We start from the raw sequence: 26,512 nt of genomic DNA, 5'->3' as shown, positions 1-26,512 counted from the left end.
GACCGAAATTGCTTCCGCGAACCTAGCAAGGGGCAGGGGGGCGTACGTCGGCGGGTGCGGGGCGGCCGGGCGGCCCGCACCCGCCCACAGGCCGTGCTGGGACCGCTGACGGGCAGTGCTGGGACTGCCCGCGGGCCGTGCCGGGACCGCCCGCGGGTCGATAGGCTGCCCCCATGTACGGCTACGAGCAGAATCCGGGTGCCCAGCAGCAGTACGCGCCGCCTCCGCAGCAGCCGTACGCCCAGCCGCAGGCCGACATGCAGGGCGGGATGCAGGCCGGCGGGTACGGGCAGCAGCAGGCCCCGCTCTACCCCGAGCCCTCGCCGCCCTCCCTCGCCGACGCCGTGCGCGCCTTCACGACCGGCACGCTCGCGCCCGAGGACTTCCAGCAGATCTTCGCGACCTCCAAGGTCTACTGCCCGCGCGGCGACAACCCGGGCTTCCTGGCCCTGCACAACACGCAGCAGCCGGTCATCCCGATGTTCACCTCGCTCAAGGAGCTGCGGCGGTACGCGGGCAAGGAGTCGAAGTACTTCGTGATCACCGGCGCCGAGGTCATCGACCTGCTGCCGACCGGCTACGGCTTCGTCCTCGACATGGAGGGCGACCACCGGATGGTCTTCGACGCGAAGGCCGTGGAGCAGATGGTCGACTTCGCGATGCGGCGGATGTACGGCTGACCGAATCTGGACCACAAGGGGCGCCCGGGAGGAATTCCTCCCGGGCGTTCCGCGTTCCTGGTGGCAGGAAGTTCAGCATTCAACTAAAGTGGACGTACAAGGCCACCGAGGCCGCACCCAGGAGGTCCGTCATGCCCGCCGTGACTGTCGAGAACCCGCTCACCCTGCCGCGCGTCGCCGCCACCGCCGACGCCGTCGCCCGCCCCGTCCTCGCCGTGACCACGGCGCCCACGGGCTTCGAGGGCGAGGGCTTCCCGGTGCGCCGCGCGTTCGCCGGGATCAACTACCAGTACCTCGACCCGTTCATCATGATGGACCAGATGGGTGAGGTGGAGTACGCGCCCGGAGAGCCCAAGGGCACTCCCTGGCACCCCCACCGCGGCTTCGAGACCGTCACCTACATCATCGACGGCGTCTTCGACCACCAGGACTCCAACGGCGGCGGCGGCACCATCACCAACGGCGACACCCAGTGGATGACCGCCGGCGCCGGCCTCCTCCACATCGAGGCGCCGCCGGAGTCCCTCGTCGTCAGCGGCGGCCTCTTCCACGGCCTCCAGCTCTGGGTGAACCTGCCCGCCGCCGACAAGATGATGGCCCCCCGCTACCAGGACATCCGCGGCGGCCAGGTCCAGCTCCTCACCTCCCCCGACGGCGGCGCGCTGCTCCGCGTCATCGCCGGCGAGCTCGACGGGCACGACGGGCCGGGCATCACCCACACCCCGATCACGATGATCCACGCGACCCTGCGCCCCGGCGCCGAGATCACCCTGCCGTGGCGCGAGGACTTCAACGGTCTCGCGTACGTCATGGCCGGACGCGGCACCGTCGGCGCCGAACGGCGACCGGTCCACATGGGCCAGACCGCCGTCTTCGGCAAGGGCGGCGCGCTCACCGTCCGCGCCGACGAGAAGCAGGACGGGAACACCCCGGACCTGGAGGTCGTCCTCCTCGGCGGCCGCCCGATCCGCGAGCCCATGGCCCACTACGGCCCGTTCGTCATGAACACCCAGGCCGAACTGCGCCAGGCCTTCGAGGACTTCCAGGCGGGCCGTCTCGGGACGATCCCGGCGGTGCACGGGATGGGCGAGTAGGGCCGAGCAAGCCGCGTAGTACGGCGTTGTTGACGGGCCGTCACCCGTACGGCCCGTCAGCGCGCGACGACGCGCCCGGCGGCGTGGTCCGGTGGTCGGGTGCAGACGAGTACAGCGCTGATTCCCGAAGGTGCCAGGCGGGTCGCCGCCTGGTGCGCCGTCATCCTGCTCGTCGCCGGGGTCGCCGCCGTCTTCGTCTGGCTGTGCGTCGTCTTCAAGACGGCCGTCACCCCCGTCCTCCTCGCGATCCTCGGCACCGCGCTCCTCGGGCCGCTCTACCGGCGCCTGCTCCGGATGAAGGTCCGCAAGTCGCTCGCCGCCGCGCTCACCGTCGTCGCCGTCCTCACGGTCGTCGGCGGAGCCACGTACATCGTCGTCGTCGCGCTCGTCGAGACCGGCGACCAGATCATCGACTCCCTGCGGCAGGCCGCGAGCGACATCGCCGAGCACCTCGGCGCCGCCGGGACCTCCCTCGACGACCTCGCGAAGAACGCCAAGACGCTCCTGGAGAGATTCGGCGGAACCGCGGCCTCCGGGGTCATCAGCGGCATCAGCGTCGTCGGCGAGATGATCGCCACGGCCGTCCTCGCCCTCCTGCTGATCTTCTTCTTCCTGCGCGACTCCGACCGGGCCGCCGGCGCCCTGCGCTCCCTCGTCCCGGCCGCCACCGGCGACACCGTCGAGGCCATGGCCCGCCGCGCCTTCGAGGCCGTGGAGGGCTTCATGCGCGGGACGACCCTCGTCGCCCTCGTCGACGCCGTCCTCATCGGCGTCGGACTCCTCGTCCTCGACGTGCCCGGCGCGGTCGGGCTCGCCGCGCTCGTCTTCGTCACCGCCTACATCCCGTACCTCGGCGCCTTCCTCTCCGGCGCCGTCGCCGTCCTCGTCGCCCTCGCCGACCGGGGGGCGATCATCGCCCTGTGGGTGCTCGCCGTCGTCCTGGCCGTCCAGGTCATCGAGGGGAACGTGCTCCAGCCGATGGTCCAGAGCCGGACCGTGCAGATGCACCCGGCCGCGGTCATGCTGGCGATCACGGCCGGGGCGTCCGTCGCCGGCATCCTGGGCATGCTGCTCGCCGTACCGCTGACGGCCGCCGCGACGGGGGTCCTCGGCGAACTGCGCTCGCGGTACGGGAAACCGGTCGCGCCCGGCGCCTGAGGTACTGCGCTCAGGTCGCCGTCGGCAGCCCGCCGGGCTCGAAGGAGGCCAGCATCTGCACCAGGGCCGCCTGGTCGGGACCGACGAACGGGTCCGAGTCCGGGGCCATCGTGATCGTGTCGATCATCGAGGACGTCATCCGGACCGCGGGCGGCAGATGCGTGGACAGCACGATCTCCGGGGCCATGTCCCGCAGCGGGTCGATCGTCGTCCGGTACTTGTCCGGGTCCACGATGTGCACCCACGGGCTGTCCAGGGTCGCCCACATCAGTTGGGCCTCCCGCAGCTCCTCCGGCTTGAGGTCGTTCGCGTGCCCGCTCTCCGCGAGCTCGGCCGTCGGCATGGGCCCGCCGAAGCAGTCGGAGCTGAAGCAGATCCTGGTCTTCTCGTCGTAGAAGCCGACCGTGGCCGGGCTGTCGAAGAGCGGCGGCCGGAACGCGCGCAGCATGCGGTCGCCGACGTCGAGGGACTGGCCGGGGTTGAGGAAGTACAGCCGGTCCATCGGCAGCGGGCGCTCCGTGGTCATGATCCCGGCGCCGATGAAGGTGGTGACGACCTTCGCCCGGGGCGCGGCCACGAGCAGGTCGAAAATGCCGCCGGTGTGGTCACGGTCGGGGTGGGTGAGCCAGATCCAGAGGACGTCGGCGGGGTCGATGACCGAGCCGAGCGTGTTGACGAAGGTCCGGTCGGCCAGCGAGAGCCCGGTGTCGACGACGAGGGGTTCGGCGGCGGTGAGGACGTACGCGTTGACGGGAATGTGCCCGATCCCGGGCACTTCGAGGCTGTCGGCCAGGACGGTGGTGTCGCTCCCGACCTTGTGGGTGTCCATGGCAAGCTCCGTGCTCCCCCCGGCGGCGGCCGTACGTCCCCAGTCTGCGCCGATGGGGGGACGGGCGCGCGGCGGGGCGGGGCGGGGGTGCGGAGGGGCCCGGGCCTGCGGGTCCGCCGGGCTCCGGGCCTTCCTGGGCTGCCGGGCCCTCCCGGGCTGCCGGGCCTTCCCGGGCTCCGGACCTTCCCGGGCTGCCGGGCCGGGCCAGGCCCCGGGCTGCCGGGCCGGGCCAGGCCCCGGGCTGCCGGGCCGGGCCAGGCCCCGGGCTGCCGGGCTCCGGGGCCTTCCCGGGGGCCGCCGGGCCAAGGCTCCCCAAAGCCCACCACGCCCCCTATCCGCAGCAGACCTCCCCCGCCCTCCCCTTCTCGTTCAGTTCGAACCAGATCGCCTTGCCGTCGCCGCGCGGGTCGACGCCCCATGCGTCCGCGAGCATCTCCATCAGGACCAGGCCGCGGCCGCTGGAGGCCATCTCGCCCGGGTGGCGTTTGTGCGGGAGTTCGTCGCTCGTGTCGGAGACCTCGACGCGCAGTCGCCGGGACCGCTCGGCGCAGGCGACCTCGGCGACCAGGAGGGCGTCGCCGTCCGTGTGGACGAGGACGTTGGTGACCATCTCGGAGACCATGAGGACCGCCGAGTCGAGCTGGTCCTCGTCCGCCCAGTCGTGCAGCAGCTGCCGTACCTGCTCCCGCGCCTCCGCGATCCGTTCCGGTTCCGCCTGGGCGATGGTCATCAGGGTGCGGCGCGGGGCCTCGACGACCGGTCCCGCGGGCCGGCGGGAGAGCAGCAGGACCGCGATGTCGTCCTCGCGGCGGTCGGCGAGCGGCCCGGTCGTGTGGTGGGAGCCGGGGCCGTGGACGGCCTCCACGAGCGTGTCGGCGAGCTGCTCCAGGTCCTGGCCGTCGTGGGACTCCAGGAGCTTCCTGACCCGCTCCCAGCCGCTGTCCAGGTCGTGACCGCCGGTCTCCAGGAGACCGTCGGTGCAGATCATCAGGGTCTCGCCGGGGTCCAGGGTGAGCCGGGTGGTGGGGTAGTCGGTGTCGGGGTCGATGCCGAGGGGGAGGCCGCCGGCCGTGGGCCTCAGCAGAACCGTTCCGTCGTTCATCCGTACCGCCGGGTCCGGGTGCCCCGCCCGCGCGATGTCGACCGTCCCGGTCTCCAGGTCGACCTCCAGGTAGAGGCAGGTCGCGAAGCGCGGGCCGCCCGCGTGCTCCCCGTCGTCCCCGTCGGTGATCCCGTACAGGAAGCGCGAGGCGCGGGAGAGGACCGCGTCCGGCCGGTGGCCCTCGGAGGCGTACGCGCGCAGGGCGATCCGCAGCTGCCCCATCAGCCCCGCCGCCCGCACGTCGTGGCCCTGTACGTCGCCGATGACGAGGGCGATACGGCCGGGGCCGCGCCCGCCGGAGCGGGAGGTGCCGCCGGGCAGCCGGATCATGTCGTACCAGTCACCGCCGACCTGGAGCCCGCCGCCGGTCGGCACGTACCGGGCGGCGACCTGGATGCCGGGGATCCCCGGCCCGAGGAACGGCATCATCGTCCGCTGCAGGCCGAGCGACAGCTCGCGCTCCGACTCCGCCACGCCCGCGCGTGCGAGGGCCTGCGCCAGCATCCGCGCCACGGTCGTGAGCACCGAACGCTCGTCGGGCGTGAACGCCACCGGGTGCTTGAAGGCCGCCATCCAGGCCCCCATCGTGCGCCCGGCGACGACCAGCGGCACGAAGGCCCAGGAGCGGCGCCCGAAGCGCTGGGCGAGCGGCCAGGTCATGGGGAAGCGGCGCAGGTACTCGTCGGGGGTCGGCAGATAGATCGCCCGGCCCGTGCGTACGACCTCGGCCGCCGGATAGTCGGTGTCGAGCGACATCGACGTGAACGGCCCCTCGTCGCCCTCGCTGTGCCCGTGGTGGCCGATGACGGTCAGCCGGTCGCCCGCCACCCCGAAGACGGCGAGCCCGTCGGGCGAGAAGCCGGGCATCGAGAGGGAGGCGGCCACGCGCAGCACCTCGGCCGTCGACCGCGCCTCGGCGAGCGCCCGGCCGGCGTCGAGCAGGAAGGCCTCGCGGGAGCGGCGCCAGTCGCCGGTGACGGGGGTACGGGCGGCGGTCCCCGGCAGCTGCTCGGCGACCTCCTGGAGGGTGCCGACCAGCTGGTAGTCGTTGCCCTCGATGAGTGGCTTCGACCGGCTCCGTACGGTACGGATCACCCGTCCGTGCTCGTCCATGATCCGCAGCCGGGCCTCGGCGAGGGTGCCCTCGGCGACGGCGAGGTTGACGACGCCGTCGATCTCGTTCCAGTCGACGGGATGAAAGCGGGAGCGTACGGCCGCCTCGCTGAGCTGGGCGGGCTCGGCGGGCAGCCCGAGCAGCCGGGCGGCCTCGGCGTCGAGCGAGACGATCCCGGAGGCGTTGTCCCAGCGCCACAGGCCGGTCGCGATCGCGGCCAGGACGTCCTCGGTGCGCATTGCCCTACTTTATGAATATCGGACACCAGGTCGCCACTGAGAGTATTCGAAAAGCGATGGCGGCCCGGCCGGTACGCTGGGTGGGTCTGCCCGCGTGTCCTGTGACATCCGTGACAGGGGGCACAGGGCGGCGGCCCACCACCCACGAATCCCGAAGACTGGATGAACGACGATGCATCGGTACAGGTCCCACACCTGCGGCGAGCTCCGCGCCTCTGACGTCGGCACCGACGTCCGGCTGAGCGGCTGGCTGCACAATCGGCGCGACCTGGGCGGCATCCTCTTCATCGATCTGCGCGACCACTACGGCATCACGCAGCTCGTCGCCCGGCCCGGCACCGCCGCCGCCGAGGTCCTCGACAAGCTGACGAAGGAGACCGTCGTCCGCGTGGACGGCAAGGTCGTCTCGCGTGGCGCCGAGAACGTCAACCCGGAACTGCCCACCGGCGAGATCGAGATCGAGGCCGTCGAGGTCGAGATCCTGGGCGCCTCGAAGCCGCTCCCCTTCACCGTCAACACCGACGACGGGGTCAACGAGGAGCGGCGCCTGGAGTACCGCTTCCTCGACCTGCGCCGCGAGCGCATGCACCGCAACATCATGCTGCGCTCCGCCGTCATCGCCTCCATCCGCTCCAAGATGGTGGCCCTCGGCTTCAACGAGATGGCGACCCCGATCCTCGCCGCGACCTCCCCCGAGGGCGCCCGCGACTTCGTCGTCCCGTCCCGCCTGAACCCGGGCAAGTTCTACGCGCTGCCGCAGGCTCCGCAGCAGTTCAAGCAGCTGCTCATGATCTCGGGCTTCGACCGGTACTTCCAGATCGCGCCCTGCTTCCGCGACGAGGACGCGCGCGCGGACCGTTCGCCGGGCGAGTTCTACCAGCTCGACGTCGAGATGAGCTTCGTCGAGCAGGAGGACGTCTTCCAGCCCATCGAGAAGCTCATGACGGAGATCTTCGAGGAGTTCGGCGGCGGGCGTCACGTCACGTCCCCGTTCCCGCGGATCCCGTTCCGCGAGTCGATGCTGAAGTACGGCAACGACAAGCCCGACCTGCGCACGTCCCTCGAACTCGTCGACATCTCGGACGTCTTCGAGGCGTCGGAGTTCAAGGCCTTCGCGGGCAAGCACGTCCGCGCCCTGGCCGTCCCGAACACGGGCGACCAGCCGCGCAAGTTCTTCGACCAGCTGGGCGACTTCGCGGTCTCCCTCGGCGCCAAGGGCCTGGCCTGGGTCCGCGTCGGCGAGGGCAACGCCCTTACCGGCCCCATCGCCAAGTTCCTCACCGAGGAGAACGTCAAGGTCCTCACCGAGCGCCTCGGCCTGGCCCCCGGCCACGCGATCTTCTTCGGCGCCGGCGAGTTCGACGAGGTCTCCAAGATCATGGGCCCGGTCCGGGTCGAGGCCGCCAAGCGCGCCGGCCAGTTCGAGGAGAACGTCTTCCGCTTCGCGTGGATCGTCGACTTCCCGATGTACGAGAAGGACGAGGAGACCGGCAAGATCGACTTCTCGCACAACCCCTTCTCGATGCCGCAGGGCGGCATCGAGGCCCTGGAGACCCAGGACCCGCTGGACGTCCTCGGCTGGCAGTACGACATCGTCTGCAACGGCATCGAGCTCTCCTCCGGCGCCATCCGGAACCACGAGCCCGAGATCATGTTCAAGGCCTTCGAGATCGCGGGCTACTCCCGCGAGACCGTCGAGCACGAGTTCGCGGGCATGCTCCGCGCCTTCGAGTACGGCGCCCCGCCGCACGGCGGCATCGCCCCGGGCGTCGACCGCATCGTGATGCTCCTCGCCGACGAGCCGAACATCCGCGAGACGATCGCCTTCCCGCTGAACGGCAACGCCCAGGACCTCCTGATGGGCGCCCCGACGGAACTCGACGAGTCCCGCCTGCGCGAACTGAACATCCAGCTCCGCAAGCCGGTGGAGAAGAAGACGACGGAGGACCGCCCGGTGACGGAGGCGGTCCACCCGGACGCGGCGCGGTAAGCGGTATTGACGACTGAGGGGCCCGGAACCGTATGTACGATTCCGGGCCCTTCATGTGGGGGGACGCGGGCGCCGTATTACTGACCTCCCGGCCGGGCGCCCTCGAAGGAATGCGTGACGATCCAGTCTTCGTATTCTTCGACCGAAACGGCGCACAGCGATTTCCCGTCCACGGAGACTGCGATGAAATCGCGGGAGCCGGTCGCGTCGGCGATTCGTGAAGGGAGGCGGGCCCCGATGGAGTCCCTCACTCTGATCCACCCCTTGGTAACGCTTCCGGGAAATGTGGCGAGCAGCAGGAATTCACCGTCCTGGTCAAGGAGCGGCATGCGGTCCGCCTCCTCATGCCAGAGGATGTCGACCCGCTCCATCGCGTTCGGGTCGGCATGGGGAACCGTCACGGCCGGCCGCACGTTGCCCCCTGCCACGGCGAGGATCGCTTCCCTGGGAGGCGGCACATCACCGGAGGCCCCACCGCTCCTCTGTTCCAGCCCATGCCGACCTAGATCCTGAAGCCATCCCGGACTTCCGTGGTCTTCGTTCCCGTGTTGCACGTGTGTCCCTCGGTCGCCTTCCAGTGCGTGTGCCTCCCAGGGCCCGACCGGTCAGGGGATTCTCTTCTGCCCTGCCACGGCGATCATCAGCTAGCCCGGAACGGCGCCCACAGATCGAGGCTCCACACGTCACCGTTGCCGACGCGGTAACCGCGCTCCTCGTCCTCGGCGTCCACGACGAGGACGGAGACGTTCGAGGACGCGGCTCGGTACTGGAGGAATCCGCTCTGGCCGGTGACCTTCAGGTCCGGGGCGCCTTGCGTACGGGAGAGCTCGTCGCGTACCTCCTCCCAGGAGGTGTACCGGGGAAACCCGACGGCCATGCTCCGTCTCCAGACCCGAGCCAGGTCGTCGTCCGACGCGAGGCGGTGCAACTGGATCGTCGCGGTGGCCATGACCCACTCCACCTCCGGCTCTGGATTGAAGGCGAACTCGACGAGTCCGTAGTCCCGCCGCAGCCACGCTCCTTCCTCGCCGACGGCATCAACGAAGGGATGACGGAACGCCCGGTTAACCTCGTCGAGTGCCGAGCCGACGCGGAGGCCGTGCAGCTCTCCGGTGGTGATGAAAGAGGCGAGGAATCCAACGCCGGTCACGGCCAGTTCTCCAGTGTGTCGATCAGGTCTGAACAGAGTCGGAGCCGACTGAATTCCATGCTCAGGGAAGCCTCGGAACGAGTTCCAACCAGGCGCGCGTGTCACGCATGACCGGGTCGTCGCCCTCCAGGAGCGCCTGGACGGGCGACAGCGCGGTCAGCATGTTCTTGATACGACGCAGCTGGAGCACCTGCTCCCGCGGCAGTGCCCGCCACTCTCCGGCCAACCGCGCGGCCGCCTCGTGCGGCAGCCCCAGGTGCCGCAGGATGTCCGAGCACAGAGCGGAGAAATCCCGGGCCGCATCCGTGTCGCTGACGCCGAACTCCGCGATCATGTAGACGCGCACGTGCGTCATTTCGGCCATGGCCTGCTGTGGCGGGCCATCCGCGTAATTCCCCGAGATCGCGGACAGGGCGAGTTGGCCCCATCGGAGCCTGTACTCGGCGGGGAGCTCAGGGCGTTGCATGCGTCCGACAGCGAGGACACGCGTCTGCCTTCGGCATTCCGGTGAACAGGACTTGGCCTCGGCCGCCCGCAGGAACTGCTCAAGGGCCTCCAACGAAGCATCGTCACCGACGTGGCCCGCCGTGCAGCGCTGTCCCGGAGGCGAAGAGTCATCAGAGAATGGGGGATTCGAAGCCGACCCGTCCAAGCTGTGGCCCATCGTTAGGACCCACCGGAGTCGCGTGCGTGGCCGACCCCGCTCGAAGACGCGGCGAGATAGGGGCGCACCCCGGTCAGGAGAGATGCGGACGCCGTGAACGCCAGGTGCGAACCCGGCGCTTCGACGGCCACCCGCACACCATCGTCCTCACCGGGGCTCAAGGTGACGTTCGCGTCACGGACATCGGAGTTCCAACCGGTGACCCTGAGGCCCTTGACGCTTGTGAACCGCAGGTAGAACTCGATGGTGTTGTACTTCTTGTCCGCCCAGGCAGCCGGCGGATTCGCGGGGAGAGTGGACGTCTCGAATCCCAGCGTCACCGAGGTGTCTCTCTCGTCGATCTGCACATAGAACAAGACGCAGTCGATCAGATCCGGAGGCGTCGTGTAGGCGGCCTTGAAATACTCTGCCGATCCGACGAGCGATGTCCAGTCAGAGGCGCCCATAGAAGACCTTCTCTTCAGTTTTCGGAATTTCCTCGTAGCGCAGGCTGTCGATCCTTTGGGAGAACAGGCGTCGACCTCCATCCGTGCCGTCAGGAGCGGCTCTGAAAGCGCTCACGTGGCCCACCAGTACGGATTCACTGCTGGTGAACCCGAGGTCCACCCCGACGCCCGTGACCCGCACTCGTATTCTCCGCCCCTCGCCCATAGAGTCCGCGTCGAGCAATGCGGAGTGAACAGGCGGTTTCCACTCCGTCAGGGAGAGGTCTGCCACGGCGAGAAACTGAAGGTGACATTGCACGGTGTCCACGTCCGCTCCCTCCCATTCCGGCGGGACCACTGTCGGAAAGCTTGAAAGGTCCACTCGTAGAGTGACCGTCGGCCCTCGCCAGTCCAGATTGATCGAGCGCAGTTTGAATTCGTCGAGAGATGGGACGTCTCCGAATAGGCTGGAAAGTTTTTGGGGGTCCACCAGAACGAGACTATCGGTCATAGCGGTAGTGCTCCTCGATGCCAGGTATGTGGCCATTACGGGTGTCTTCGCAAACGCGCAAACTCGCGCCGCCACTGCCACTTCGTCCCCGGCCCCAGGCTCGGGCTCCGAAACCCGTCCGGGCTCCGGTATGCCGTCCCCGTTCTCAGCCACTCCCGCATGCTGCCACGCGCTCATTCACACGAGCAACGAACGAATACCCGAGCCCGTCATGTCAGTCAGCGTCTTCGAAGGAGTGCGTGACGATCCAGTCCTCGTACTCCTCGACAGAGACGGCGCACAGGGATCTGCCGTCCAGGGAGGCGGCGATGAACTCGGGGCTGCCGGTCGCGGTGGCGATGCGGGAAGGGAGGTGGGTACCGGTTGCGTCGCGCATCCTGCGCCATTCACCGGTCGGGCTTCCTGAGGGCCAGACGAACAGAAGGAACTCCCCGCTCCGATCGAATAGCCGTACCCGGCTCGCCTCTTCGTGCCAGAGGGCGTCCACCTGCTCCCGTACGTTCGGATCCTTCTGAAGGACCTTCCTGGTGGGCTTCACTTCGTAGCCGACCACGGCGTGGAACGCGCTCCTGGGGTCTGACGCGTCTTCCGGCACCCCTCCGCCGGCTGTCTCCACGCCGTGTCGCCCGAGAGCTTCAAGCCGGTCGAGGACTCCCTGGTCTTCGCCTTCGTACTGCTTCATCATGTCCCTCCCTGGAATCGGCGGAGTCTCTCCTCAGCCGGTTACTCGGACGTTCTTCCAGTCGTCGGCGCGTACGACGATCCGCCTTCCCGTCTCCTCCTCGGTCACCGCGCCCAGGACCCGGCCGTCCAGGGAGACGGCGGTGAACGCGGCGCGGCCGGTGGCCGTCAGGATGCGGGACGGCAGGCCGGTGCCGATGAGGTCCCTGACGCGGACCCAACCGATGTCGTGCCCGCGGGGGTCCGGTGGCATGACGTAGAACTCGCCGTCCGGAGATATGAGTCGGGCGCTGGTCGTCAGCGACTCCCACAGGGCGTCCAGTTCCGTCTCGGCGTGGACCGACGGGGCAGGCTCCTGGTGGCGGCGGACGACGTAGTGGGCCCGCAGGACCTCGGGGAAACCGGAGGGAACGTCGAGGCCGACCGGCCGGAGCCCACTGGCTTCGAGCCTCTGACGCCAGTCCGGCTCCACCCGCCCGGTCACGCGGGCCCAGGTCTCCTCGTCCTGAGGGTGTCCGTGGAGAGCGGTGCCGTTCGGCAGCGACCTGAGGACGTCCCCGTATCGGAGTTGGACGAGCGGGCCGCCGGAGAGGTGGACCAGCGCGCTGTGGGGCGGGTCGATGAACTCCAGGAAGCGCCCGTACTTCTCGACCCGGTCCAGCCTCACCGTCCCCGTCAGACCCCTCGCGGCGAAGACCTGTCCGGGCCGGAGGACGCCCCCGACGCAGCGGACGATGCAGACACCGCCGTCGGGGCCGTGCTCGACCACGGTGTGAATCTGGAGCTCACCGGCCTCCGGCGTGTTCATGAGCCCCTCCCCGGTCCTCTCTCGGCTGTCACGCATTCTGCCCCCGCGCTGCGAGCCATGGGCACGACAGGCACGTAGAGGGGCCCGGGGGTGGACATCCGTCCCCGGGCCCTTCCGTACTTCCCACCGGTGCTACTCGTCCGCGAAGATCTCCTCGGCCGAGGCCGCCGTGACGGCGCGGGTCAGCCAGACGCGCAGTGTCTCGGGGTCGTCGCAGCCGGTGACGCGGGCGCGGACGTCGTCGGGCACGTCGAGGCCGCGCTGCTCCAGGACCAGCAGTATGGCGTCGGCGCCCGCCTGGGCCCGGCCTTCGGCCTTGCCCTCGGCCTTGCCCTCAGCTCGGCCTTCGTCCCGGATTTCCTCGGCGAGGTACGACTTGTAGAAGGAGAGGTCCACGGCCACCAGAGTCCTCCAGAGGTCCTGGGCTGGGCGCTTGCTCAGCCCTTGTGCGGTGAATTCGATGATCGGGTCGGCGACGTTCTCGGGAACGTCCCGCAGCGCGGTGGACAGTGCTTTCAGTATGGCACCGATGTCCGGATCGCCCGCGTGCGTGATGGCCGACAGGGTGGCCAGTGCCAGGTCCTCGGCGGCCTTGGCCGGGTCGGTGATGACGGGCATGTTGTGCGGGCCCACGACGATCGGCTGGACGCTGAGCGTGGGCATGTAGGCGGGTCCGCTGACGACCGGCCGGGCGGCCCATTCCGCCGTGGCCCGGTCCTGGCAGACCACCAGCAGGGCGGTCGGCAGCCCGTACTTCGTCCACAGGTACGAGACGTAGTACGCCCAGCTTGCCGGCTTGGACGGGTCCTTCTTGCCCTGCGCCTCGATGGCGAGGAGGAGCGAGCCGTCCTTGGCGCTTTCGAGCCGCAGGAGGGTGTCGACTCGGCGCTCGACGGGCCTCGTTTCGGTGAGGTCGTTGGGCAGGACGACCACCTCGACGGCCTCCGGGAGAGGCAGCTCCAGCACCTCCTTCAGACGGCTGAAGAGATGGAGGTCGTGGCGGAAGATGTGGTGCATCGCTTCGTGCGGTGGGTTGACCACGGGGTTCCCTAGGGGTGTGGGGCCGGAGGTTGGTCAGGTGCGGCAGGCGCCGCAGGTTCCGGGGGCGGGGGCGCGGTAGGCGCGGTCGCAGGTGTCGCAGTTCTGGAGGGGGTGGTGGGCGGCCGGGTTCTTGCGGGGGCGGAAGGGTGGCAGGGGCGGGAGTTGGGCCGTCAGGCGGTGGGCCAGGAGTGCGGCCGGGCGGTGGAGGGGCTCCTGCGGCAGGCCGGCGGTCAGGGCGTTGTGGACGGCCTCCGGGGTGAGCTCGCGCTCCAGCCAGGCGGCTACACCCGGGGCGAGGTGTTCGGCGTCCGTCGCGGAGATCAGGAGCCGGGGGTCGGTGTGGCGGAGCCCTGAGAGGACGCCGAGCGCGGTGGCGAGCAGGTCGGGAACGGGGTACGCCGGCTGCGGTACGGCGGGCAGGGCGCGGCGCTTGGGCTTCTTCTCCCGCTGCGCGGGGCGCTGGGGCTTCGGCTTCTCCGTCGCGCCCGCTCGGCCCGGCTGGTTGCAGGACACCGTTCGGGTGACGATGTGCCCGTCCTTCGTACGCTCGCGGGTGCGGCGCAGGTACCCGTGGGCCTCCAGCTCGCGCAGCGCGGCCGCGATCCGGGTCGTCCCCTCCGGGAAGCGGGCCGCGAGGGCCCTGATGCCGATCGGCGCGCCGCTCGGGAGCGACTGGATGTGCACGGCCAGGCCGATGGCAAGCAGCGACAGCTCCGCGTGCTGGGCGAGGTGGTTGCCGATCACCGTGAAGCGGGTGGCGTGCCGGGCGTTGTCGTGCGTGACCCCGCCGGGACGCGTGGCCGTACGGGTGCGCGGAGAGGGATTCTTCCCGTCGTTACGGGACTGGGCGTGCGGGCGCGCGCTAGTGTGCTGGATACCCATCGGGAAGCCTTTACTTCCTTGATGGTCAGGCCCTCGCCTTTGGGATTGCCCGTCCCGGCGAGGGCCGACGCATGTCTGAGGCTGGCGGTCATATGCCAGTTGGGCAGAGCGTAGGGCAGGCAACCCACCCCAAAGTCAGCTGAGTTGGTGTTTTTCACCCGAGTGAGTGAGGGACTGCCTGCGCGGGGGGAGGGGTGGGGCTTGGTGGGTTTCTTTCGCTCCGGTTGTTGTCTTGGGAGACCGTCCTCCTCGCCGAAGACCAGGTTTCCGGAATCCGGTGCCTGAGTCGTTTGTGCAGGTCAGGGGTGCGGGAGATCGAGTTCGGCCCATACCGTCTTCCGGGGTACGGGGCCGGGCCCGACGCCCCACCGGTCCGACAGCGCCTCGACCAGGAGCAGTCCGCGCCCCGAGTCGCCCTCGGGAGCGGTTGGTTGGACACGCGGCAGCTCCTCGCCCCGGGTATCCGTCACCTCGATCCGCAGAACTCCCTCGTGGCTGACGAGCGCGAGCCGGAAGCTCCGGCCGGCGACCCGGCCGTGCGTGGCCGCGTTCGCGGCGAGTTCGGCGACGACCTGAGTGGCGGCCTCCGTCACGCCGTACGGCACCTCGTGATCCCGCATCCACGCGACGGCGAGCAGCCGGGCGAGCCGGGCTCCGCGTGGCGTGGGGGAGAGGAGGACGCTGAAGTGACTGATGGAGCCGTGGACTTGGGCGGTTGTCTGCTGATTCACGTCACCGAGCGTGGCCGTCCCGGGCTACCGTGAACAGTGACGGCGTCGATGCGTAGAGTCACTGTCCGGTGCTTGTCCACTGCTGTCCGGGCTGTCCGGACCTTCCTCAGGGGTAGGGGCATCGCGCCACGAAGGGGCCAGGGAAGGGTGCGGGCATGTCGGTGGACGGTGGGGCACAGCGGCTCAAGACCGAGGCGGATGAGCCGGGGTGGGAGGTCGACCCGGATGATGACTGGGGGGTGGCCGTAGTCGCCACCGTGGGACGGCAGTTGAGGCTGCGGCGGGAGGCGGTGGGCATGCGGGCCGCCGAGGTCGGGGCGGCCACCGGCTACGGCGAGGACCTCATCTACAAGATCGAGAGCGGCAAGCGGATCCCGCGACCCGAGTTCCTGGACAAGGCGGACGAGGTACTGGTGGCGGGTGGGTTGCTCTCGGCCATGAAGGAGGACGTTGCCAAGGTCCGGTACCCGAAGAAGGTGCGGGATCTGGCGCACGTCGAGGCGAAGGCCGTAGAGATCGGCGTGTACGTCTGCAACAGCATCAGCGGGTTGCTGCAGACGCCGGAACACGCGCGTGCCGCATTCGAGTGTCGGCAACCTCCTTACTCCCAGGGCGAGGTGGAGCGGTTGGCGGCCGCTCGGCTGGCGCGACAGTCCATTTTCGAACGGGATCCGGCGCCTTCGCTCGGCTTCGTGCTCGAAGAGTCGCTGCTGCGACGGCCGCTGGGAGGCAGAATGGTGTGGCGAGGGCAGCTCGAACGTCTTCTGGAGGTGGGCCGGATGCGTAACGTCACCCTTCAGGTGATGCCGACGCACGTAGAGGTTCATCCTGGTCTGGACGGCAAGATCGAGCTGCTGAAGTTCGTCGATGGAACTGCGACGGGCCGCTCCGACGGCGCGTTTAACGGCCGTCCCGTCACGGACCCGAGGCAGGTACGCATCCTTGAGCTGCGGTATGGCACGATCCGGGCTCAGGCTCTCCCGCCCCGGGAGTCACTGGCCTTCATCGAGCAATTGCTGGGAGAGACATGATCCGCAAGTCCTCTACCGGGGAAGCCTCCGAACTGGCCTGGTTCAAGAGCAGCTACAGCGACGGCAACGAGGGCGACTCCTGCATCGAGGTCGCCTGGCGAAAGAGCAGCTACAGCAGCGGCAGCGAGGGTGACTCCTGCATCGAGGTCGCCAGCACGCCCGCCACCGTCCACGTCCGTGACTCCAAGTGCGTCGACGGCCCCCAGCTCGCGTTCATGCCCGGCTCCTGGGCGGGCTTCGTCTCGTACGCGACGAACGGCTGACCCGCCACCCCCTCCGTAACCCGCACGTGTGAAGGGCCCGGATCTCTCGATCCCGGGCTCTTGGCGAAGGCGCTGCCCGACGGGAACCACGGGCGGATCATCGAGTGGCTCACGCGCCTGTGTATCCAGGTCGACGCCGGCTGGTGGCTGTATCCCGGGCAAGGGCTCCGCGTCGAGAGAGACCGCAAGGGCAACGCCCGCCCTGACGGTTGCCTCGCTCCGAGACATCGACAGGACCGCCGGCGAGGTCAAGGTGCACTCCCAGCCGGACGGCGAGCGGTACGAGATGGTCGTGACCGTGCCCTTCGGGAAAAGCGTCACGCTGCCGGAGCCGGTGGGTAACGAGCTGGACACCGAGCCCTTGAAGAACTGGGTTCGCTGAAGTTTTTCGCGCGGGCTGTCACACATCCGTTCCGCGCTCCGTCAGTGCTGTGTCCGGCTCGGTCGAGGCGGACACGGGAAAGGCTGAAGGAGCCCTCGCGATGTTCACCGAGATGTCCACCACCGCAGTCGTCGTCACCGCCGTCGCCGCCTTCATGGCCGGGTTCTCCGCTGCGGCGATCTTCTTCAAGGCCGCCTTCGTCGTCGAGCCTCTCGCCGCGTACGGCGTGCCGAGGTCGTGGTGGAACTGGCTCGGGGCCGCCAAGGCCGCCGGGGCCGTCGGGCTCGTCGTCGGGTTCTTCGTGCCGGTCATCGGGACCCTGGCCGCGATCGGGCTGATCCTGTACTTCGCCGGTGCCGTGATCACCATCCTGCGGGCCCGCTCGTACGCCCACGTGCCCTTCCCGCTCGTCTACATGGCCCCCGCCGTCGCCGCCCTGGCCCTGACCTGGTGACGGGTGGGACCAAGAAGGCCGCCGCCCCTGTGAGCAGGGACGGCGGCCTTCTTCGTACGCGTACGCGGGGACGTCAGTCCTTCTTCTCCTCCAGGCGCGGGAACAGCACCGCACCCTTCGTCACCGTCGCGCCCGCGAGGAGCAGCCACTGAGGGTTCATCGGCCTCGACTGGCTACAGGGGAGGGAGTTCCTCGTACGGATCATCCGTGCCTCGGAGCAATCGACCTCCGTTGCTCCAACACAGCGCTGACTTCGTCAGCAGCCTGCTCCAGATCTTCGTGCTCCCAGAAGCGGAGCACCGTCCACCCCTGCTCCTTGAGCGCGATGACGGTGGAGACATCACGGTCTCGGTTGTCCTTGATCTTCTGGTTCCACGCCTCGCCGCTCTTCTTAGCCGGCCGATAGTGGTCCGGGCAGCCGTGCCAGAAGCAGCCGTCCACGAAGACAGCGACCTTGGCTTTGGGGAAGACGACGTCCGCCGTACGCCGCAGTTCGGGGAGCGGACGGATGCCGACCCTGTAGCGAAGGCCCCTGCGGTGCAGGGCCGATCGGAGCATCAACTCGGGCTTGGTGTCCTTGCCCTTGTTCGCCGTCATAACCGCGCGGACGGCCACCGACGAGGCGGTCGAATGGGAAGGCAGTGGTTCGTCGACGACTTTTCCCGCTTCTCTTGCCTTCGCCCACGCCAGCGCGAGGTTCGCCGCTCGCGTCGCCGCGTCGACGTCGCAGACGTGTTTTTCCTTGGTCACCCCGTTGTCCGACCATCGGAGGTACGCCTGGATGCGACGGGTACTTCGGTACAGGCGGAGTTGAATCGACGCCCGGGCGTATGAACCATCGGCGAGAAGCACGGCGCGTCGATGCCGGCCGCCAGCCGCTCTGTCCTGCTCGAGGCTCCGTTTGTCACGGGTCAGGCCGGGGCGTGGCTTGTACGCGCTGGCGGGCGGTAGCCGATCGTTCCAGCCCCGCTGCCCCCTGGCCTCCGCCTGCGTCATCGCTTTTCGCCGGGCTTCTCCAGGGCCCCGACAGAGTTCAGAGCGGCGGCGACCGCGTCGGCGAACACCTTGCCCAGTTTCACCGGCACCGCGTTGCCGAGTTGCCGCATCTTTTCGCCGCGGGGGCCGGCGAGTGTCCACTCGTCAGGGAAGGTCATGACACGTGCGGTCTCGCGGACAGTCATGTACCGGTAGCCGCTGTCGTCGAACTCGGGGTCGTCCATCATCATCACGGACTCGCCTCCAGGGACACCATGTACGCCGGCCTTGACCGTCTTGGCGGGGCGGTCGAGAAGGTTTGGAGTGTGTCCCTTGTAGACCCGCGCACCCGGCCAACCGAAGTGGTCGGAGATCTCTCCCACCTGGGCCTTCGCGTTGACAGCCTCCTCGTTCACAAACGGCAGGGGGCGCCCCTCGAACTCATCGATGCCGTGAATCGCGTCGCGGAGCGTCCGCCAGGGCCGGAGAGCCAGCTTCTCCTTGATCCTCGGATTGTCGATGTCGAGCTTCGGCAGGTTCCTCATCGCGCGAGCCCGAGCCTCCGGATCTACCTTCGCGTGTCGGTCCCAGTATTCCCCGCCTTCACGCATGGAGTGGATCAGAGCCTCATCCGAGTGGGTCCCCTCCGGCTCGAAGTTCTCCCAGGCCACGTTGAGGTCCGCTCGGAAGGCGACGATGACGACCCGCTGCCGGATCTGAGGAACGCCATAGTCCGCCGCGTTCACGCGGTGGTACTTCACGTCATAGCGCTCGGAGGCGGCAACCGAGTCGTTGGCGAGCAACTTCTCCAGCACGTCGTTGTGCTCCTCCCAAGTAGCGCCACGCTCGCGCTTGATGAAGGGGAGACGCATCTCGTTCAGGATGTACTGAAAGTACGGGTTGAAGGATTTCCGGAGCAGGCCCTGGACGTTCTCGCAGATGACAGCCTTCGGGCGCATCTCCTGGATGGCGCGGAACATCTGCGGGAACATGTTTCGCTCGTCTTCCGTACCCTTGTGGGCGCCACCCAAGCTGAACGGTTGACAGGGCGGCCCCCCGGCGAGGACGTCGACCTGACCGTCCAGCTTCTTGAAGTCCTCCACCAGATCGCGGACATCGCCGGGCCTCAGAGGCCACTTCCCGCCCCCTGGCATGTCGTTCGTCTGAAGGGTCTCGATCGCCCGCTTGGCGTACTCGTTTACGAGCAGCGGCCGGAAGCCGGCGTTGTGGACGCCCATGGCGAGTCCCCCACCGCCAGCGAACAGCTCGACACAGGTTCCCACCTCGGGGTGCTTCGTTCGCAGCTCAGACATATCAAAACCATACCGCGGAGTTATCGATCAGGTGAGCCCCTAGCGGCAAGGGAGTCCTATGTCTCCGAACTTCACCGGATAGAGTGACGACAATCACTCGTCATGCGTTCAGGAGGCCTTGGCCGTGCCGCTGGAGAATCACGCGGAGTTCAAGCTCAGCATCACCAAAGCACTCGGCGACCAGCTCGCGGCCGCGTTGAAGGATCTGATGCCGGCGGCCCTGTCCATCGAGAACATCCAGTCGCTCCAGCCACTGCCTGGGGTGTACCAGCTCTACAAGGGCGGACAACTCGTCTACGTCGGCAAGGCGGACACGTCACTGCCGCAGCGGATCGAGAGGCACTTCCGCAAGATCTCGGGACGCAGGAACATATCCCTCGCCGAGATGGCCTTCACGTGTCTCTACGTTGACGAGGACTTCGGCGCCGTCGCGCCCGAACGCCTCTTGATCAACAAGCATCGAGGGCAGGGCGAGGTGCCCTGGAACTACAACGGCTTCGGCAACAACGACCCCGGCAAGCGGCGGGACACGACCGAGGTGGACGCGGATCACTTCGACCGGGCGTACCCGATTGACCTCGAGTACAAGTGCTCGCAGCTGTGGCAATTCGTCAGTGGGAACGGAACCGTCTCACTCTCGGACCTCCTCTCCGCCACGAAGAAGGCGCTTCCTTACGTCTTCCGCTACCAGGCGTCCAGTGCCTTCGAGGCGATCCACGTGGCCGAGCCGAATGCGTGGGCGACGGCCGACGAGCTCCTCCGGGCCATCGCCTCGCACCTGCCGGACTTGTGGCAGATCACGGCCCTGCCTGGCTACTTGATCATGTATCCGAAGGTCGAGGAGTACCCGAGCGCACTGAGGTACTACACAGCGTCTGGGGTTCTGGACGTCTCCGATTACTGACCAGGCGCCAACAACCGTCGTCACCGAAGACCCAACGCCACACAGGCTCGGAGGAAAGTTGTCTGAGATGCCACACCGCCCTAGCGATGCCTCCCTGCCGGATCCGGTGAGACCGTCCAGGAAGCCGGTCAAAACGAAGAAGTGGCATGCCGAGGCCGCAGCCGGGAGTCGCGAGCCGTTCAATCCCTTGGACCTGGACAATCTCGGCCGCAGCATGGAGGCGGAGCTGCTCACGCGCGAGCCGGTCCCCTTGTCGTCCGTACCGCCCATCTACGGCAGCGGCGTTTACGTGCTGTACTACGTCGGCCCGCATCCGCTGTACCAGGAGATCAGTGACCCCGCCTGTCTGAAGCCGATCTACGTAGGTCAGGCGAGACCCGATGGTGTGCGGAAGGGAACCCGCTCCGAGAAGCCCAGTGTGAAGCTGTGGGATCGGCTCTTCCTCCACCAGCGTTCGATCGATCAGGTCTATGACCTGGAGGTCGATCACTTCATGGTGCGCTACCTGGTCTCGATCGAGGCGTTCGTCAGCCTCGCGGAGCGAGTGATGATCAATCACTACCGTCCGGTCTGGAACAGCGTGGTTGATGGATTCGGCAACAACGACCCCGGGGGGCCTCGGCGCCAGACAGGCGCCCGACCCGCATGGGACGAACTGCATCCAGGTCGGTGGTGGTCACATCCTAAGAGCATGCCGACTCCCAGCAATACCCCCGCTGGAGTCTCGTGGACCCGTGTGCGAGCTCTGCTCGAAGGCAAGTTGTCCGACAGCGAGCTCGAGTCCATCGAGCGGGAGATCGCGGCGGAGAACGACGACTCCGAGTAGGCGCGGATTGTGGGAATGCGTTCAAGCACCCACCTCTCGGTGAAACCGGCCCCGCCGTCGCCGTCCTCGCTCTCGTCTGACACGGCGAAGGCCGCCGCCCCTGTGAGCAGGGACGGCGGCCTTCTTCGTACGCGTACGCGGGGACGTCAGTCCTTCTTCTCCTCCAGGCGCGGGAACAGCACCGCACCCTTCGTCACCGTCGCGCCCGCGGGCAGCTGGCCCCACGTGGCGGAGGACTGGACCGGCTGGTCCGCGAGCGCACCCAGGGACGCCTCCGCGCCCAGGGACTCCCACAGGGCCTGCGAGGTCTCCGGCATGATCGGGTTCAGCAGGACCGCGACCGCGCGGAGCGACTCGGCCGCCGTGTAGAGGATCGTCGCCAGGCGGGCCTGGCCCTCAGGCGACTCGTCCTTCGCGACCTTCCACGGCTCCTGCTCCGTGATGTAGCCGTTGACCTGCTTCACGAAGTCGAAGATCGCCAGGATGCCGGCCTGGAAGTCCAGCTCCTCGCCGATCTTGGCGTCGGCGGTCGCCACGGCCTTCGCCAGGCCGTCCTGGATCGCCTTCTCCGCCTCGCCGTCGGCCGCCGAGGCCGGCAGCGCGCCGCCGAAGTACTTGCCGACCATCGCCGCGACGCGGGACGCCAGGTTGCCGTAGTCGTTCGCCAGCTCGGACGTGTAGCGGGCGGAGAAGTCCTCCCACGAGAACGAGCCGTCCTGCCCGAACGCGATCGCCCGCAGGAAGTACCAGCGGTACGCGTCCACGCCGAAGTGCGAGGTCAGGTCCTGCGGCTTGATGCCCGTCAGGTTCGACTTCGACATCTTCTCGCCGCCGACCATCAGCCAGCCGTTCGCGGCCACGCGGCCCGGGACCGGCAGGCCCTGCGCCATCAGCATCGCCGGCCAGATGATCGCGTGGAAGCGGAGGATGTCCTTGCCGATGAGGTGCACGTTCGCCGGGAACGTCTCGTCGAACTTCGCCTGGTCGGCGCCGTAGCCGACGGCCGTCGCGTAGTTCAGGAGCGCGTCGACCCACACGTACACGACGTGCTTGTCGTCCCACGGCACCGGGATGCCCCAGTCGAACGTCGAGCGCGAGATCGAGAGGTCCTCAAGGCCCTGCTTGACGAAGTTCAGCACCTCGTTGCGGGCCGACTCCGGCTGCACGAAGCCCGGGTTCGACTCGTAGAACTCGAGCAGCTTCGGGCCGTACTCGCTCAGCTTGAAGAAGTAGTTCTCCTCCTTGAGGATCTCCACCGGCTTCTTGTGGACGGCGCACAGCTTCGTGCCGTCCTCCGCCTCGATGAGATCGCCCGGGAGCTTGAACTCCTCACAACCCACGCAGTACGGGCCTTCGTACCCGCCCTTGTAGATCTCGCCCTTGTCGTACAGGTCCTGCACGAACTCCTGCACGCGGTCGGTGTGACGCTTCTGCGTGGTGCGGATGAAGTCGTCGTTCGCGATGTTCAGGTGCTCCCAGAGGGGCTTCCACGCCTCCTCCACGAGCTTGTCGCACCAGGCCTGGGGCGTGACGTCGTTCGCCTCGGCCGTGCGCATGATCTTCTGACCGTGCTCGTCCGTGCCGGTGAGGTACCACACCTTCTCGCCGCGCTGACGGTGCCAGCGCGTGAGCACGTCGCCTGCGACGGTCGTGTAGGCGTGGCCCAGGTGAGGAGCGTCGTTGACGTAGTAAATGGGGGTCGTGACGTAGAACGCCTTCGCCCCCTGCTTCTCGGATCCAGTGGCCGCCATGGTCGAAATCCTAACCGTCGGACGAAGATCCACTCACATCGATAAACCCCGGAGGCCGGTGCCCCCGGCGGGATGGGGAGGATGGGACCCATGCGTGTACTCGTAGCCGAGGACGAGCGGGACCTCGCCGCGCTCGTCGCCACCGGTCTGCGACGGGCCGGATTCGCCGTCGACACCGTGCATGGGGGCGACGACGCGTTGGAGCTGCTCGGGCTGTACGGGGGCGACCCTGTGCCCAACGGGATCCCTGTGCCCAACGGGATCCCCGTGTCCGTCGGGCTCGCCGGGCCCTCCGAGCCCGCCCCGCCGCTCGGCCCCTCCCCCTACGACGTTCTCGTTCTCGATCGCGATCTGCCCCGCGTCCACGGCGACGACGTCGCCCGGCGGCTCGTCGCCGCCGGCTCCCCCACCCGGATCCTCATGCTGACCGCCGCCACCGCCGTCGACGACCGCGTCCAGGGCCTCGACCTCGGCGCCGACGACTACCTCGGCAAGCCCTTCGAGTTCCCCGAGCTCGTCTCCCGCGTCCGGGCGCTGCGCCGGCGATCCGCCCGGCCCCCGCTCCCCCCGCTCCTCGCGCGGTACGGCCTGGTCATGGACACCGTCCGGCGCACCGCCACCCGCGACGGGCGGGACCTCGACCTCTCCCCCAAGGAGTTCTCCGTCCTCCAGATCCTCCTGGAGGCCGACGGCGCCGCCGTCTCCGCCGAAGAGCTCCTCGAACGCGCCTGGGACGCCCACGCCGACCCCTTCACCGGAGCCGTACGCGTCTGCATGAGCAAGCTGCGCGCCAAGGTGGGGGAGCCCTCGCTCATCCGGACCGTGCAGGGCGTGGGGTACATGCTGTGAGCCCGCCCGGCAACGCCTACCTCGGGGCCGGTTCCACCATCCGCGCCCGGATCGCCCTCGTCTACGGCGGTGTCTTCCTGGTCCTCGGCGCGGTCCTGCTGCTCATCGTGAACCTGCTGGTCAGAGCCGGTACGGACGGTGAAGCCGAGGCGATCGTGGCGCGCGCCGACGACATCGCCGTCGTCGAGGCGTACCAGCTCGGCGACGACATCAGCCGCGCTGCGGGCGAGCAGATGCTCATGTGGTCCGGCATGGCCCTGCTCGTGATCGCCTGCTGCGCCGTCGCCGTCGGGTGGTGGACCGCGGGGCGCGTCCTGCGGCCCGTGCACGAGATGACCGCCCGCGCGCGGCGCCTCTCCGAACGCAACCTGCACGACCGCATCGCCGTCAGCGGGCCCGACGACGAGCTCAAGGAACTCGGCGACACGATCGACGCGCTGCTCGGACGCCTGGAGACCGCCTTCGACAGCCAGCGCCGGTTCATCGCCAACGCCTCCCACGAACTCCGCACCCCGCTCGCCACCCAGCGCGCCGCCATCCAGGTCGGGCTCGACGACGACTGCGACGTACGGCAGGTGCTGCTCGACGCCAACCGTCGCAGCGAACGCCTCATCGACGGGCTGCTGCTCCTCGCCCGCAGCGAGCGGGGCCTCGCGGAGAGGGAGGACGTGGTCCTCGGCGAGGTCGTCGGGGAGGAGTACGAGGGCGCGTACGTGGTGGCCGACGGAGGTGTCGTACGGGGCAGCCGGGTGCTGCTCGGGCAGCTCGTACGGAACCTCGTCGCGAACGCCCTCGCGTACAACCTGCCCGGCGGTGGCGTGGTGGACGTACGGGTCGAGGGCGGCGTTCTGACCGTGGTCAACACCGGGCCCGTCGTCCCCGCCGACGAGGTCCCCGGCCTCTTCGAACCCTTCCGGCGCGGCGAAGGGCGGGACCGGATGGGGCCTGGCGCCGGGCTCGGACTGTCCATCGTGCGGTCCATCGCGGTCGCGCACGGCGGGTCCGTGACGGCGGTCGCCCGCAGCGCCGCCGAGGGCGGCGGGCTCGTGGTGGCGGTGACCCTGCCGGTCACCGCCACCAGCCCTGCTTCCTAGAACTCCAGGCCTGCGAGCAGCCCCCGGTAGAAGGCGGCGTGCGCGGTCTCGACCGGGGTCGTGCCGGGGAAGTACGCGGCGGTACGGGGCGTGCCGTCGAGCTTCCGGAGGAAGTCGAAGGCCTTGTTGTCCTCCTCGCCCCAGGCCACGAACCGCCAGTGCAGCGGACGGTCCGCCGCCTCGGCCAGCGCCTGCGTGGCCGCCGTCTTCGACTCCGGGGCGCCGTCCGTCTGGAACACGACCAGGGCGGGGCGGGTCGGGTCCGCCTTCTCGTGGTGGGCCAGGACCTCCTCCACGGCGCGGTGGTAGTTCGTACGGCCCAGGCGGCCCAGGGTGCCGTTGATCTCCTCCACGCGGGTGGGAGTGAGGTCGGCGGGCGTCAGGTCGACGGTGCCGTCGATGTCCGTCGAGAAGAACACGGTCGTGACGGTGGCGTTCTCGTCGAGGTGCGCCGCGAGCGCGGTGACCTGTTCGGCGAGCCGCTGCACGGAGCCGTCCTTGAAGTACCCGCGCATCGAACCGGACCGGTCCACCACGAGATAGACGGCGGCCCGCGCCCCGGTGAGCCCCTGCTTCTTGAGCTCCGCGCCGGCGGCGCTGTAGGCCTCGGCGAGGTGGGGGGCGACGGCCTTGACCTTGGGGAGGGGGAGGGCGGGGGCCTGCGGCGCGGTGGTCTGGGCCTCGGCCTCGGCCTCCGGCTCGGCGGTCTCGGCTTCGGGGGCGTCGGCCTCCGGCGTGGCGGTTGCGTCGGCCTCGGCCTCCGGCTCCGCCGTGGCCTCGGCCTTGGCCGTCACCGGCTCCGCCTCGGTGACGGTCGCGTCCGCTTCCTGCGGCTCCTCCGCAGATGCGGACGCTTCGATGTCCGTGTCCGTGTCCGTGTCGGCGTCGGCAGTTGCCTCGGGCTCCGCCGGGGCAGCGGTCTGAGCCTGCGGCTCCTCGGCAGCCACCTCGGGCTCGGCCGGGGAAGCGGTCTCGGCCTGGGCCTCGGGCTCGGCCGGAGCGGGCACCTTGTCCTGCGGCTCGGCTCCGGGGGTCGCCTCCGGCCCCGTCGGGGCAGCGGACTCGGCCGTCTCGGCCTGGGCCTCGGGCTCGTCTGCCGGTGCGGAGGCCTCCGCCGGCTCCCGCTGCTCCGCAGCAGGTTCCGCCGTGTCGGCGTCGGCGGTCACCTCCGCCGGGGCCGACTCGGCTGCTGTGTCCGCCGGCTCGTCGGTGGCCTTCTCGGTCGGCTCCGCCGGCTCGTCCGTCGCGGGCTCGGTCGTCGCCGTCACCGCGTCGGCGTCAGCCGACTTCTCGGCTTCCGACGCGTCGGGCGTCTCCGCGACCGGCTCCGCAGCCTCGTCTGTCGTTGCTGCGGCCGTTGCCGGCTCGGCAGCTGCGACCGTCGCCGTCGCCGGCTCCGTGTCAGCCGACGCCGTGGCCGAAACTGTTCCCTCGGTCTCCGAGGCCTCCGACGCTTCCGCTTCCGCATCCGCCTCGGCAGCAGACGCAGCCTCCGCAGGCGCCGCCTCAGCCTCCACAGGCGCCGTCTCCGGCTCCGTCGCCTCAGTCACCGCCCCCGCAGGCGCAGCCTC

Annotated in this window: 27 protein-coding genes and 1 pseudogene; 12 read left to right on the top strand and 16 right to left on the bottom strand. The window is 69.1% G+C overall.

Going from position 1 to position 26,512, the window contains the following annotated elements; translation table 11 throughout:
• Positions 1-173 precede the first annotated feature (173 nt).
• The 3 genes from ACZ4VK_RS22210 (at position 174) to ACZ4VK_RS22200 (ending at position 2,932) form a co-directional block, all read left to right on the top strand.
• Entirely contained in the window at positions 174-680 is a 507-nt protein-coding gene (locus ACZ4VK_RS22210) for an SseB family protein (protein ID WP_468354505.1), read from the top strand.
• Positions 681-811: 131 nt separating this feature from the next.
• A complete protein-coding gene (locus tag ACZ4VK_RS22205; protein WP_389680263.1) occupies positions 812-1,774 on the top strand; it encodes a pirin family protein in 963 nt (320 codons plus the stop codon).
• Positions 1,775-1,873: 99 nt separating this feature from the next.
• Positions 1,874-2,932: an AI-2E family transporter gene (locus ACZ4VK_RS22200; protein ID WP_468354501.1), complete on the top strand. Its 1,059-nt coding sequence runs from the start codon at positions 1,874-1,876 to the stop codon at positions 2,930-2,932.
• Between the two features lie 10 nt (positions 2,933-2,942).
• Here the strand turns inward: ACZ4VK_RS22200 and ACZ4VK_RS22195 are convergent, their stop codons facing one another.
• The gene (locus ACZ4VK_RS22195) at positions 2,943-3,761 is read right to left on the bottom strand and encodes an oxygen-binding di-iron domain-containing protein (protein ID WP_468354498.1); all 819 of its coding nucleotides are present in this window, start codon (positions 3,759-3,761) and stop codon (positions 2,943-2,945) included.
• Positions 3,762-4,092: 331 nt separating this feature from the next.
• Positions 4,093-6,216, bottom strand: coding sequence for an ATP-binding SpoIIE family protein phosphatase (locus ACZ4VK_RS22190; protein ID WP_468354495.1), 2,124 nt, complete (start codon positions 6,214-6,216; stop codon positions 4,093-4,095).
• 172 nt (positions 6,217-6,388) lie between these two features.
• Between ACZ4VK_RS22190 and aspS the strand changes: the two genes are divergently transcribed.
• Positions 6,389-8,206, top strand: coding sequence for an aspartate--tRNA ligase (gene aspS / locus ACZ4VK_RS22185; RefSeq protein WP_468354492.1), 1,818 nt, complete (start codon positions 6,389-6,391; stop codon positions 8,204-8,206).
• Positions 8,207-8,283: 77 nt separating this feature from the next.
• On the opposite strand, the gene ACZ4VK_RS22180 is transcribed toward aspS, so the two are convergent.
• The 10 genes from ACZ4VK_RS22180 to ACZ4VK_RS22135 all read right to left on the bottom strand — a co-directional run bounded on the left by ACZ4VK_RS22180 (position 8,284) and on the right by ACZ4VK_RS22135 (position 15,099).
• Entirely contained in the window at positions 8,284-8,634 is a 351-nt protein-coding gene (locus ACZ4VK_RS22180) for a hypothetical protein (RefSeq protein WP_468354489.1), read from the bottom strand.
• A 212-nt stretch (positions 8,635-8,846) separates the two neighbouring features.
• Complete coding sequence (locus tag ACZ4VK_RS22175; protein ID WP_468354486.1) at positions 8,847-9,356, bottom strand: hypothetical protein; 510 nt, start codon at positions 9,354-9,356, stop codon at positions 8,847-8,849.
• Positions 9,357-9,417: 61 nt separating this feature from the next.
• Positions 9,418-9,915, bottom strand: coding sequence for a hypothetical protein (locus tag ACZ4VK_RS22170; protein WP_468354483.1), 498 nt, complete (start codon positions 9,913-9,915; stop codon positions 9,418-9,420).
• A gap of 107 nt (positions 9,916-10,022) precedes the next feature.
• Complete coding sequence (locus tag ACZ4VK_RS22165; protein ID WP_468354480.1) at positions 10,023-10,466, bottom strand: Imm50 family immunity protein; 444 nt, start codon at positions 10,464-10,466, stop codon at positions 10,023-10,025.
• A complete protein-coding gene (locus tag ACZ4VK_RS22160) occupies positions 10,453-10,956 on the bottom strand; it encodes an Imm50 family immunity protein (RefSeq protein WP_468354477.1) in 504 nt (167 codons plus the stop codon). Before ACZ4VK_RS22160 ends, ACZ4VK_RS22165 begins: the two co-directional genes overlap by 14 nt.
• Before the next feature lie 214 nt (positions 10,957-11,170).
• Positions 11,171-11,641: a hypothetical protein gene (locus ACZ4VK_RS22155; protein WP_468354474.1), complete on the bottom strand. Its 471-nt coding sequence runs from the start codon at positions 11,639-11,641 to the stop codon at positions 11,171-11,173.
• 30 nt (positions 11,642-11,671) lie between these two features.
• Positions 11,672-12,445, bottom strand: coding sequence for a hypothetical protein (locus ACZ4VK_RS22150; protein ID WP_468354472.1), 774 nt, complete (start codon positions 12,443-12,445; stop codon positions 11,672-11,674).
• 132 nt (positions 12,446-12,577) lie between these two features.
• Positions 12,578-13,486 (bottom strand): RpnC/YadD family protein, encoded by a 909-nt coding sequence (locus tag ACZ4VK_RS22145; RefSeq protein WP_468354469.1) that lies wholly within the window; start codon positions 13,484-13,486, stop codon positions 12,578-12,580.
• 33 nt (positions 13,487-13,519) lie between these two features.
• Positions 13,520-14,368: a helix-turn-helix domain-containing protein gene (locus ACZ4VK_RS22140; RefSeq protein ID WP_468354466.1), complete on the bottom strand. Its 849-nt coding sequence runs from the start codon at positions 14,366-14,368 to the stop codon at positions 13,520-13,522.
• A gap of 299 nt (positions 14,369-14,667) precedes the next feature.
• Entirely contained in the window at positions 14,668-15,099 is a 432-nt protein-coding gene (locus tag ACZ4VK_RS22135; protein ID WP_468354463.1) for an ATP-binding protein, read from the bottom strand.
• Between the two features lie 155 nt (positions 15,100-15,254).
• Between ACZ4VK_RS22135 and ACZ4VK_RS22130 the strand changes: the two genes are divergently transcribed.
• The 4 genes and pseudogenes from ACZ4VK_RS22130 to ACZ4VK_RS22115 all read left to right on the top strand — a co-directional run bounded on the left by ACZ4VK_RS22130 (position 15,255) and on the right by ACZ4VK_RS22115 (position 17,229).
• A complete protein-coding gene (locus ACZ4VK_RS22130) occupies positions 15,255-16,130 on the top strand; it encodes a helix-turn-helix domain-containing protein (RefSeq protein ID WP_468354460.1) in 876 nt (291 codons plus the stop codon).
• A complete protein-coding gene (locus ACZ4VK_RS22125) occupies positions 16,127-16,393 on the top strand; it encodes a DUF397 domain-containing protein (protein ID WP_468354457.1) in 267 nt (88 codons plus the stop codon). Before ACZ4VK_RS22130 ends, ACZ4VK_RS22125 begins: the two co-directional genes overlap by 4 nt.
• A 45-nt stretch (positions 16,394-16,438) precedes the next feature.
• Positions 16,439-16,775, top strand: a pseudogene (locus tag ACZ4VK_RS22120) (Uma2 family endonuclease); the annotation flags it as partial.
• A 100-nt stretch (positions 16,776-16,875) separates the two neighbouring features.
• Positions 16,876-17,229, top strand: coding sequence for a DoxX family protein (locus ACZ4VK_RS22115; protein ID WP_468354454.1), 354 nt, complete (start codon positions 16,876-16,878; stop codon positions 17,227-17,229).
• 201 nt (positions 17,230-17,430) lie between these two features.
• Here ACZ4VK_RS22115 and ACZ4VK_RS22110 read toward each other — a convergent pair whose 3' ends face one another.
• Together ACZ4VK_RS22110 and ACZ4VK_RS22105 are read right to left on the bottom strand one after the other, a co-directional pair.
• Positions 17,431-18,081, bottom strand: a complete 651-nt coding sequence (locus ACZ4VK_RS22110) for a very short patch repair endonuclease (RefSeq protein WP_468354451.1) — start codon at positions 18,079-18,081, stop codon at positions 17,431-17,433.
• A 140-nt stretch (positions 18,082-18,221) separates the two neighbouring features.
• Entirely contained in the window at positions 18,222-19,517 is a 1,296-nt protein-coding gene (locus tag ACZ4VK_RS22105) for a DNA cytosine methyltransferase (protein ID WP_468354448.1), read from the bottom strand.
• A 124-nt stretch (positions 19,518-19,641) separates the two neighbouring features.
• Between ACZ4VK_RS22105 and ACZ4VK_RS22100 the strand changes: the two genes are divergently transcribed.
• Together ACZ4VK_RS22100 and ACZ4VK_RS22095 are read left to right on the top strand one after the other, a co-directional pair.
• The gene (locus ACZ4VK_RS22100) at positions 19,642-20,421 is read left to right on the top strand and encodes a GIY-YIG nuclease family protein (protein ID WP_468354445.1); all 780 of its coding nucleotides are present in this window, start codon (positions 19,642-19,644) and stop codon (positions 20,419-20,421) included.
• A 187-nt stretch (positions 20,422-20,608) separates the two neighbouring features.
• Entirely contained in the window at positions 20,609-21,247 is a 639-nt protein-coding gene (locus ACZ4VK_RS22095; RefSeq protein ID WP_468354442.1) for an Eco29kI family restriction endonuclease, read from the top strand.
• A gap of 146 nt (positions 21,248-21,393) precedes the next feature.
• On the opposite strand, the gene metG is transcribed toward ACZ4VK_RS22095, so the two are convergent.
• Positions 21,394-22,998, bottom strand: coding sequence for a methionine--tRNA ligase (gene metG, locus ACZ4VK_RS22090; protein ID WP_468354439.1), 1,605 nt, complete (start codon positions 22,996-22,998; stop codon positions 21,394-21,396).
• 90 nt (positions 22,999-23,088) lie between these two features.
• Here metG and ACZ4VK_RS22085 point away from each other — a divergent pair, with 90 nt between their 5' ends.
• Positions 23,089-23,847 (top strand): response regulator transcription factor, encoded by a 759-nt coding sequence (locus ACZ4VK_RS22085; protein WP_468354436.1) that lies wholly within the window; start codon positions 23,089-23,091, stop codon positions 23,845-23,847.
• Positions 23,844-24,941, top strand: coding sequence for a sensor histidine kinase (locus tag ACZ4VK_RS22080; protein ID WP_468354433.1), 1,098 nt, complete (start codon positions 23,844-23,846; stop codon positions 24,939-24,941). The genes ACZ4VK_RS22085 and ACZ4VK_RS22080 overlap by 4 nt, the downstream gene beginning before the upstream one ends.
• Here the strand turns inward: ACZ4VK_RS22080 and ACZ4VK_RS22075 are convergent.
• Entirely contained in the window at positions 24,938-26,209 is a 1,272-nt protein-coding gene (locus ACZ4VK_RS22075) for a VWA domain-containing protein (protein WP_468354430.1), read from the bottom strand. The two genes, ACZ4VK_RS22080 and ACZ4VK_RS22075, sit on opposite strands and share 4 nt — an antisense overlap.
• Positions 26,210-26,512 lie beyond the last annotated feature (303 nt).

Source organism: Streptomyces sp. NPDC028711, assembly GCF_055565415.1.
Note: the sequence above shows the minus strand (reverse complement) of the source record. Positions and strands in the feature narration are given on the sequence as shown.

Coding starts and splice junctions, on each gene's coding strand:
- ACZ4VK_RS22155 (WP_468354474.1), bottom strand. CDS start 11,641: ATGATGAAGCAGTACGAAGGCGAAGACCAGGGAGTCCTCGACCGGCTT.
- ACZ4VK_RS22105 (WP_468354448.1), bottom strand. CDS start 19,517: ATGTCTGAGCTGCGAACGAAGCACCCCGAGGTGGGAACCTGTGTCGAG.
- metG (WP_468354439.1), bottom strand. CDS start 22,998: ATGGCGGCCACTGGATCCGAGAAGCAGGGGGCGAAGGCGTTCTACGTC.
- ACZ4VK_RS22205 (WP_389680263.1), top strand. CDS start 812: ATGCCCGCCGTGACTGTCGAGAACCCGCTCACCCTGCCGCGCGTCGCC.
- ACZ4VK_RS22190 (WP_468354495.1), bottom strand. CDS start 6,216: ATGCGCACCGAGGACGTCCTGGCCGCGATCGCGACCGGCCTGTGGCGC.
- ACZ4VK_RS22130 (WP_468354460.1), top strand. CDS start 15,255: ATGTCGGTGGACGGTGGGGCACAGCGGCTCAAGACCGAGGCGGATGAG.
- aspS (WP_468354492.1), top strand. CDS start 6,389: ATGCATCGGTACAGGTCCCACACCTGCGGCGAGCTCCGCGCCTCTGAC.
- ACZ4VK_RS22125 (WP_468354457.1), top strand. CDS start 16,127: ATGATCCGCAAGTCCTCTACCGGGGAAGCCTCCGAACTGGCCTGGTTC.
- ACZ4VK_RS22085 (WP_468354436.1), top strand. CDS start 23,089: ATGCGTGTACTCGTAGCCGAGGACGAGCGGGACCTCGCCGCGCTCGTC.
- ACZ4VK_RS22115 (WP_468354454.1), top strand. CDS start 16,876: ATGTTCACCGAGATGTCCACCACCGCAGTCGTCGTCACCGCCGTCGCC.
- ACZ4VK_RS22195 (WP_468354498.1), bottom strand. CDS start 3,761: ATGGACACCCACAAGGTCGGGAGCGACACCACCGTCCTGGCCGACAGC.
- ACZ4VK_RS22150 (WP_468354472.1), bottom strand. CDS start 12,445: ATGAACACGCCGGAGGCCGGTGAGCTCCAGATTCACACCGTGGTCGAG.
- ACZ4VK_RS22165 (WP_468354480.1), bottom strand. CDS start 10,466: ATGGGCGCCTCTGACTGGACATCGCTCGTCGGATCGGCAGAGTATTTC.
- ACZ4VK_RS22210 (WP_468354505.1), top strand. CDS start 174: ATGTACGGCTACGAGCAGAATCCGGGTGCCCAGCAGCAGTACGCGCCG.
- ACZ4VK_RS22160 (WP_468354477.1), bottom strand. CDS start 10,956: ATGACCGATAGTCTCGTTCTGGTGGACCCCCAAAAACTTTCCAGCCTA.
- ACZ4VK_RS22140 (WP_468354466.1), bottom strand. CDS start 14,368: ATGGGTATCCAGCACACTAGCGCGCGCCCGCACGCCCAGTCCCGTAAC.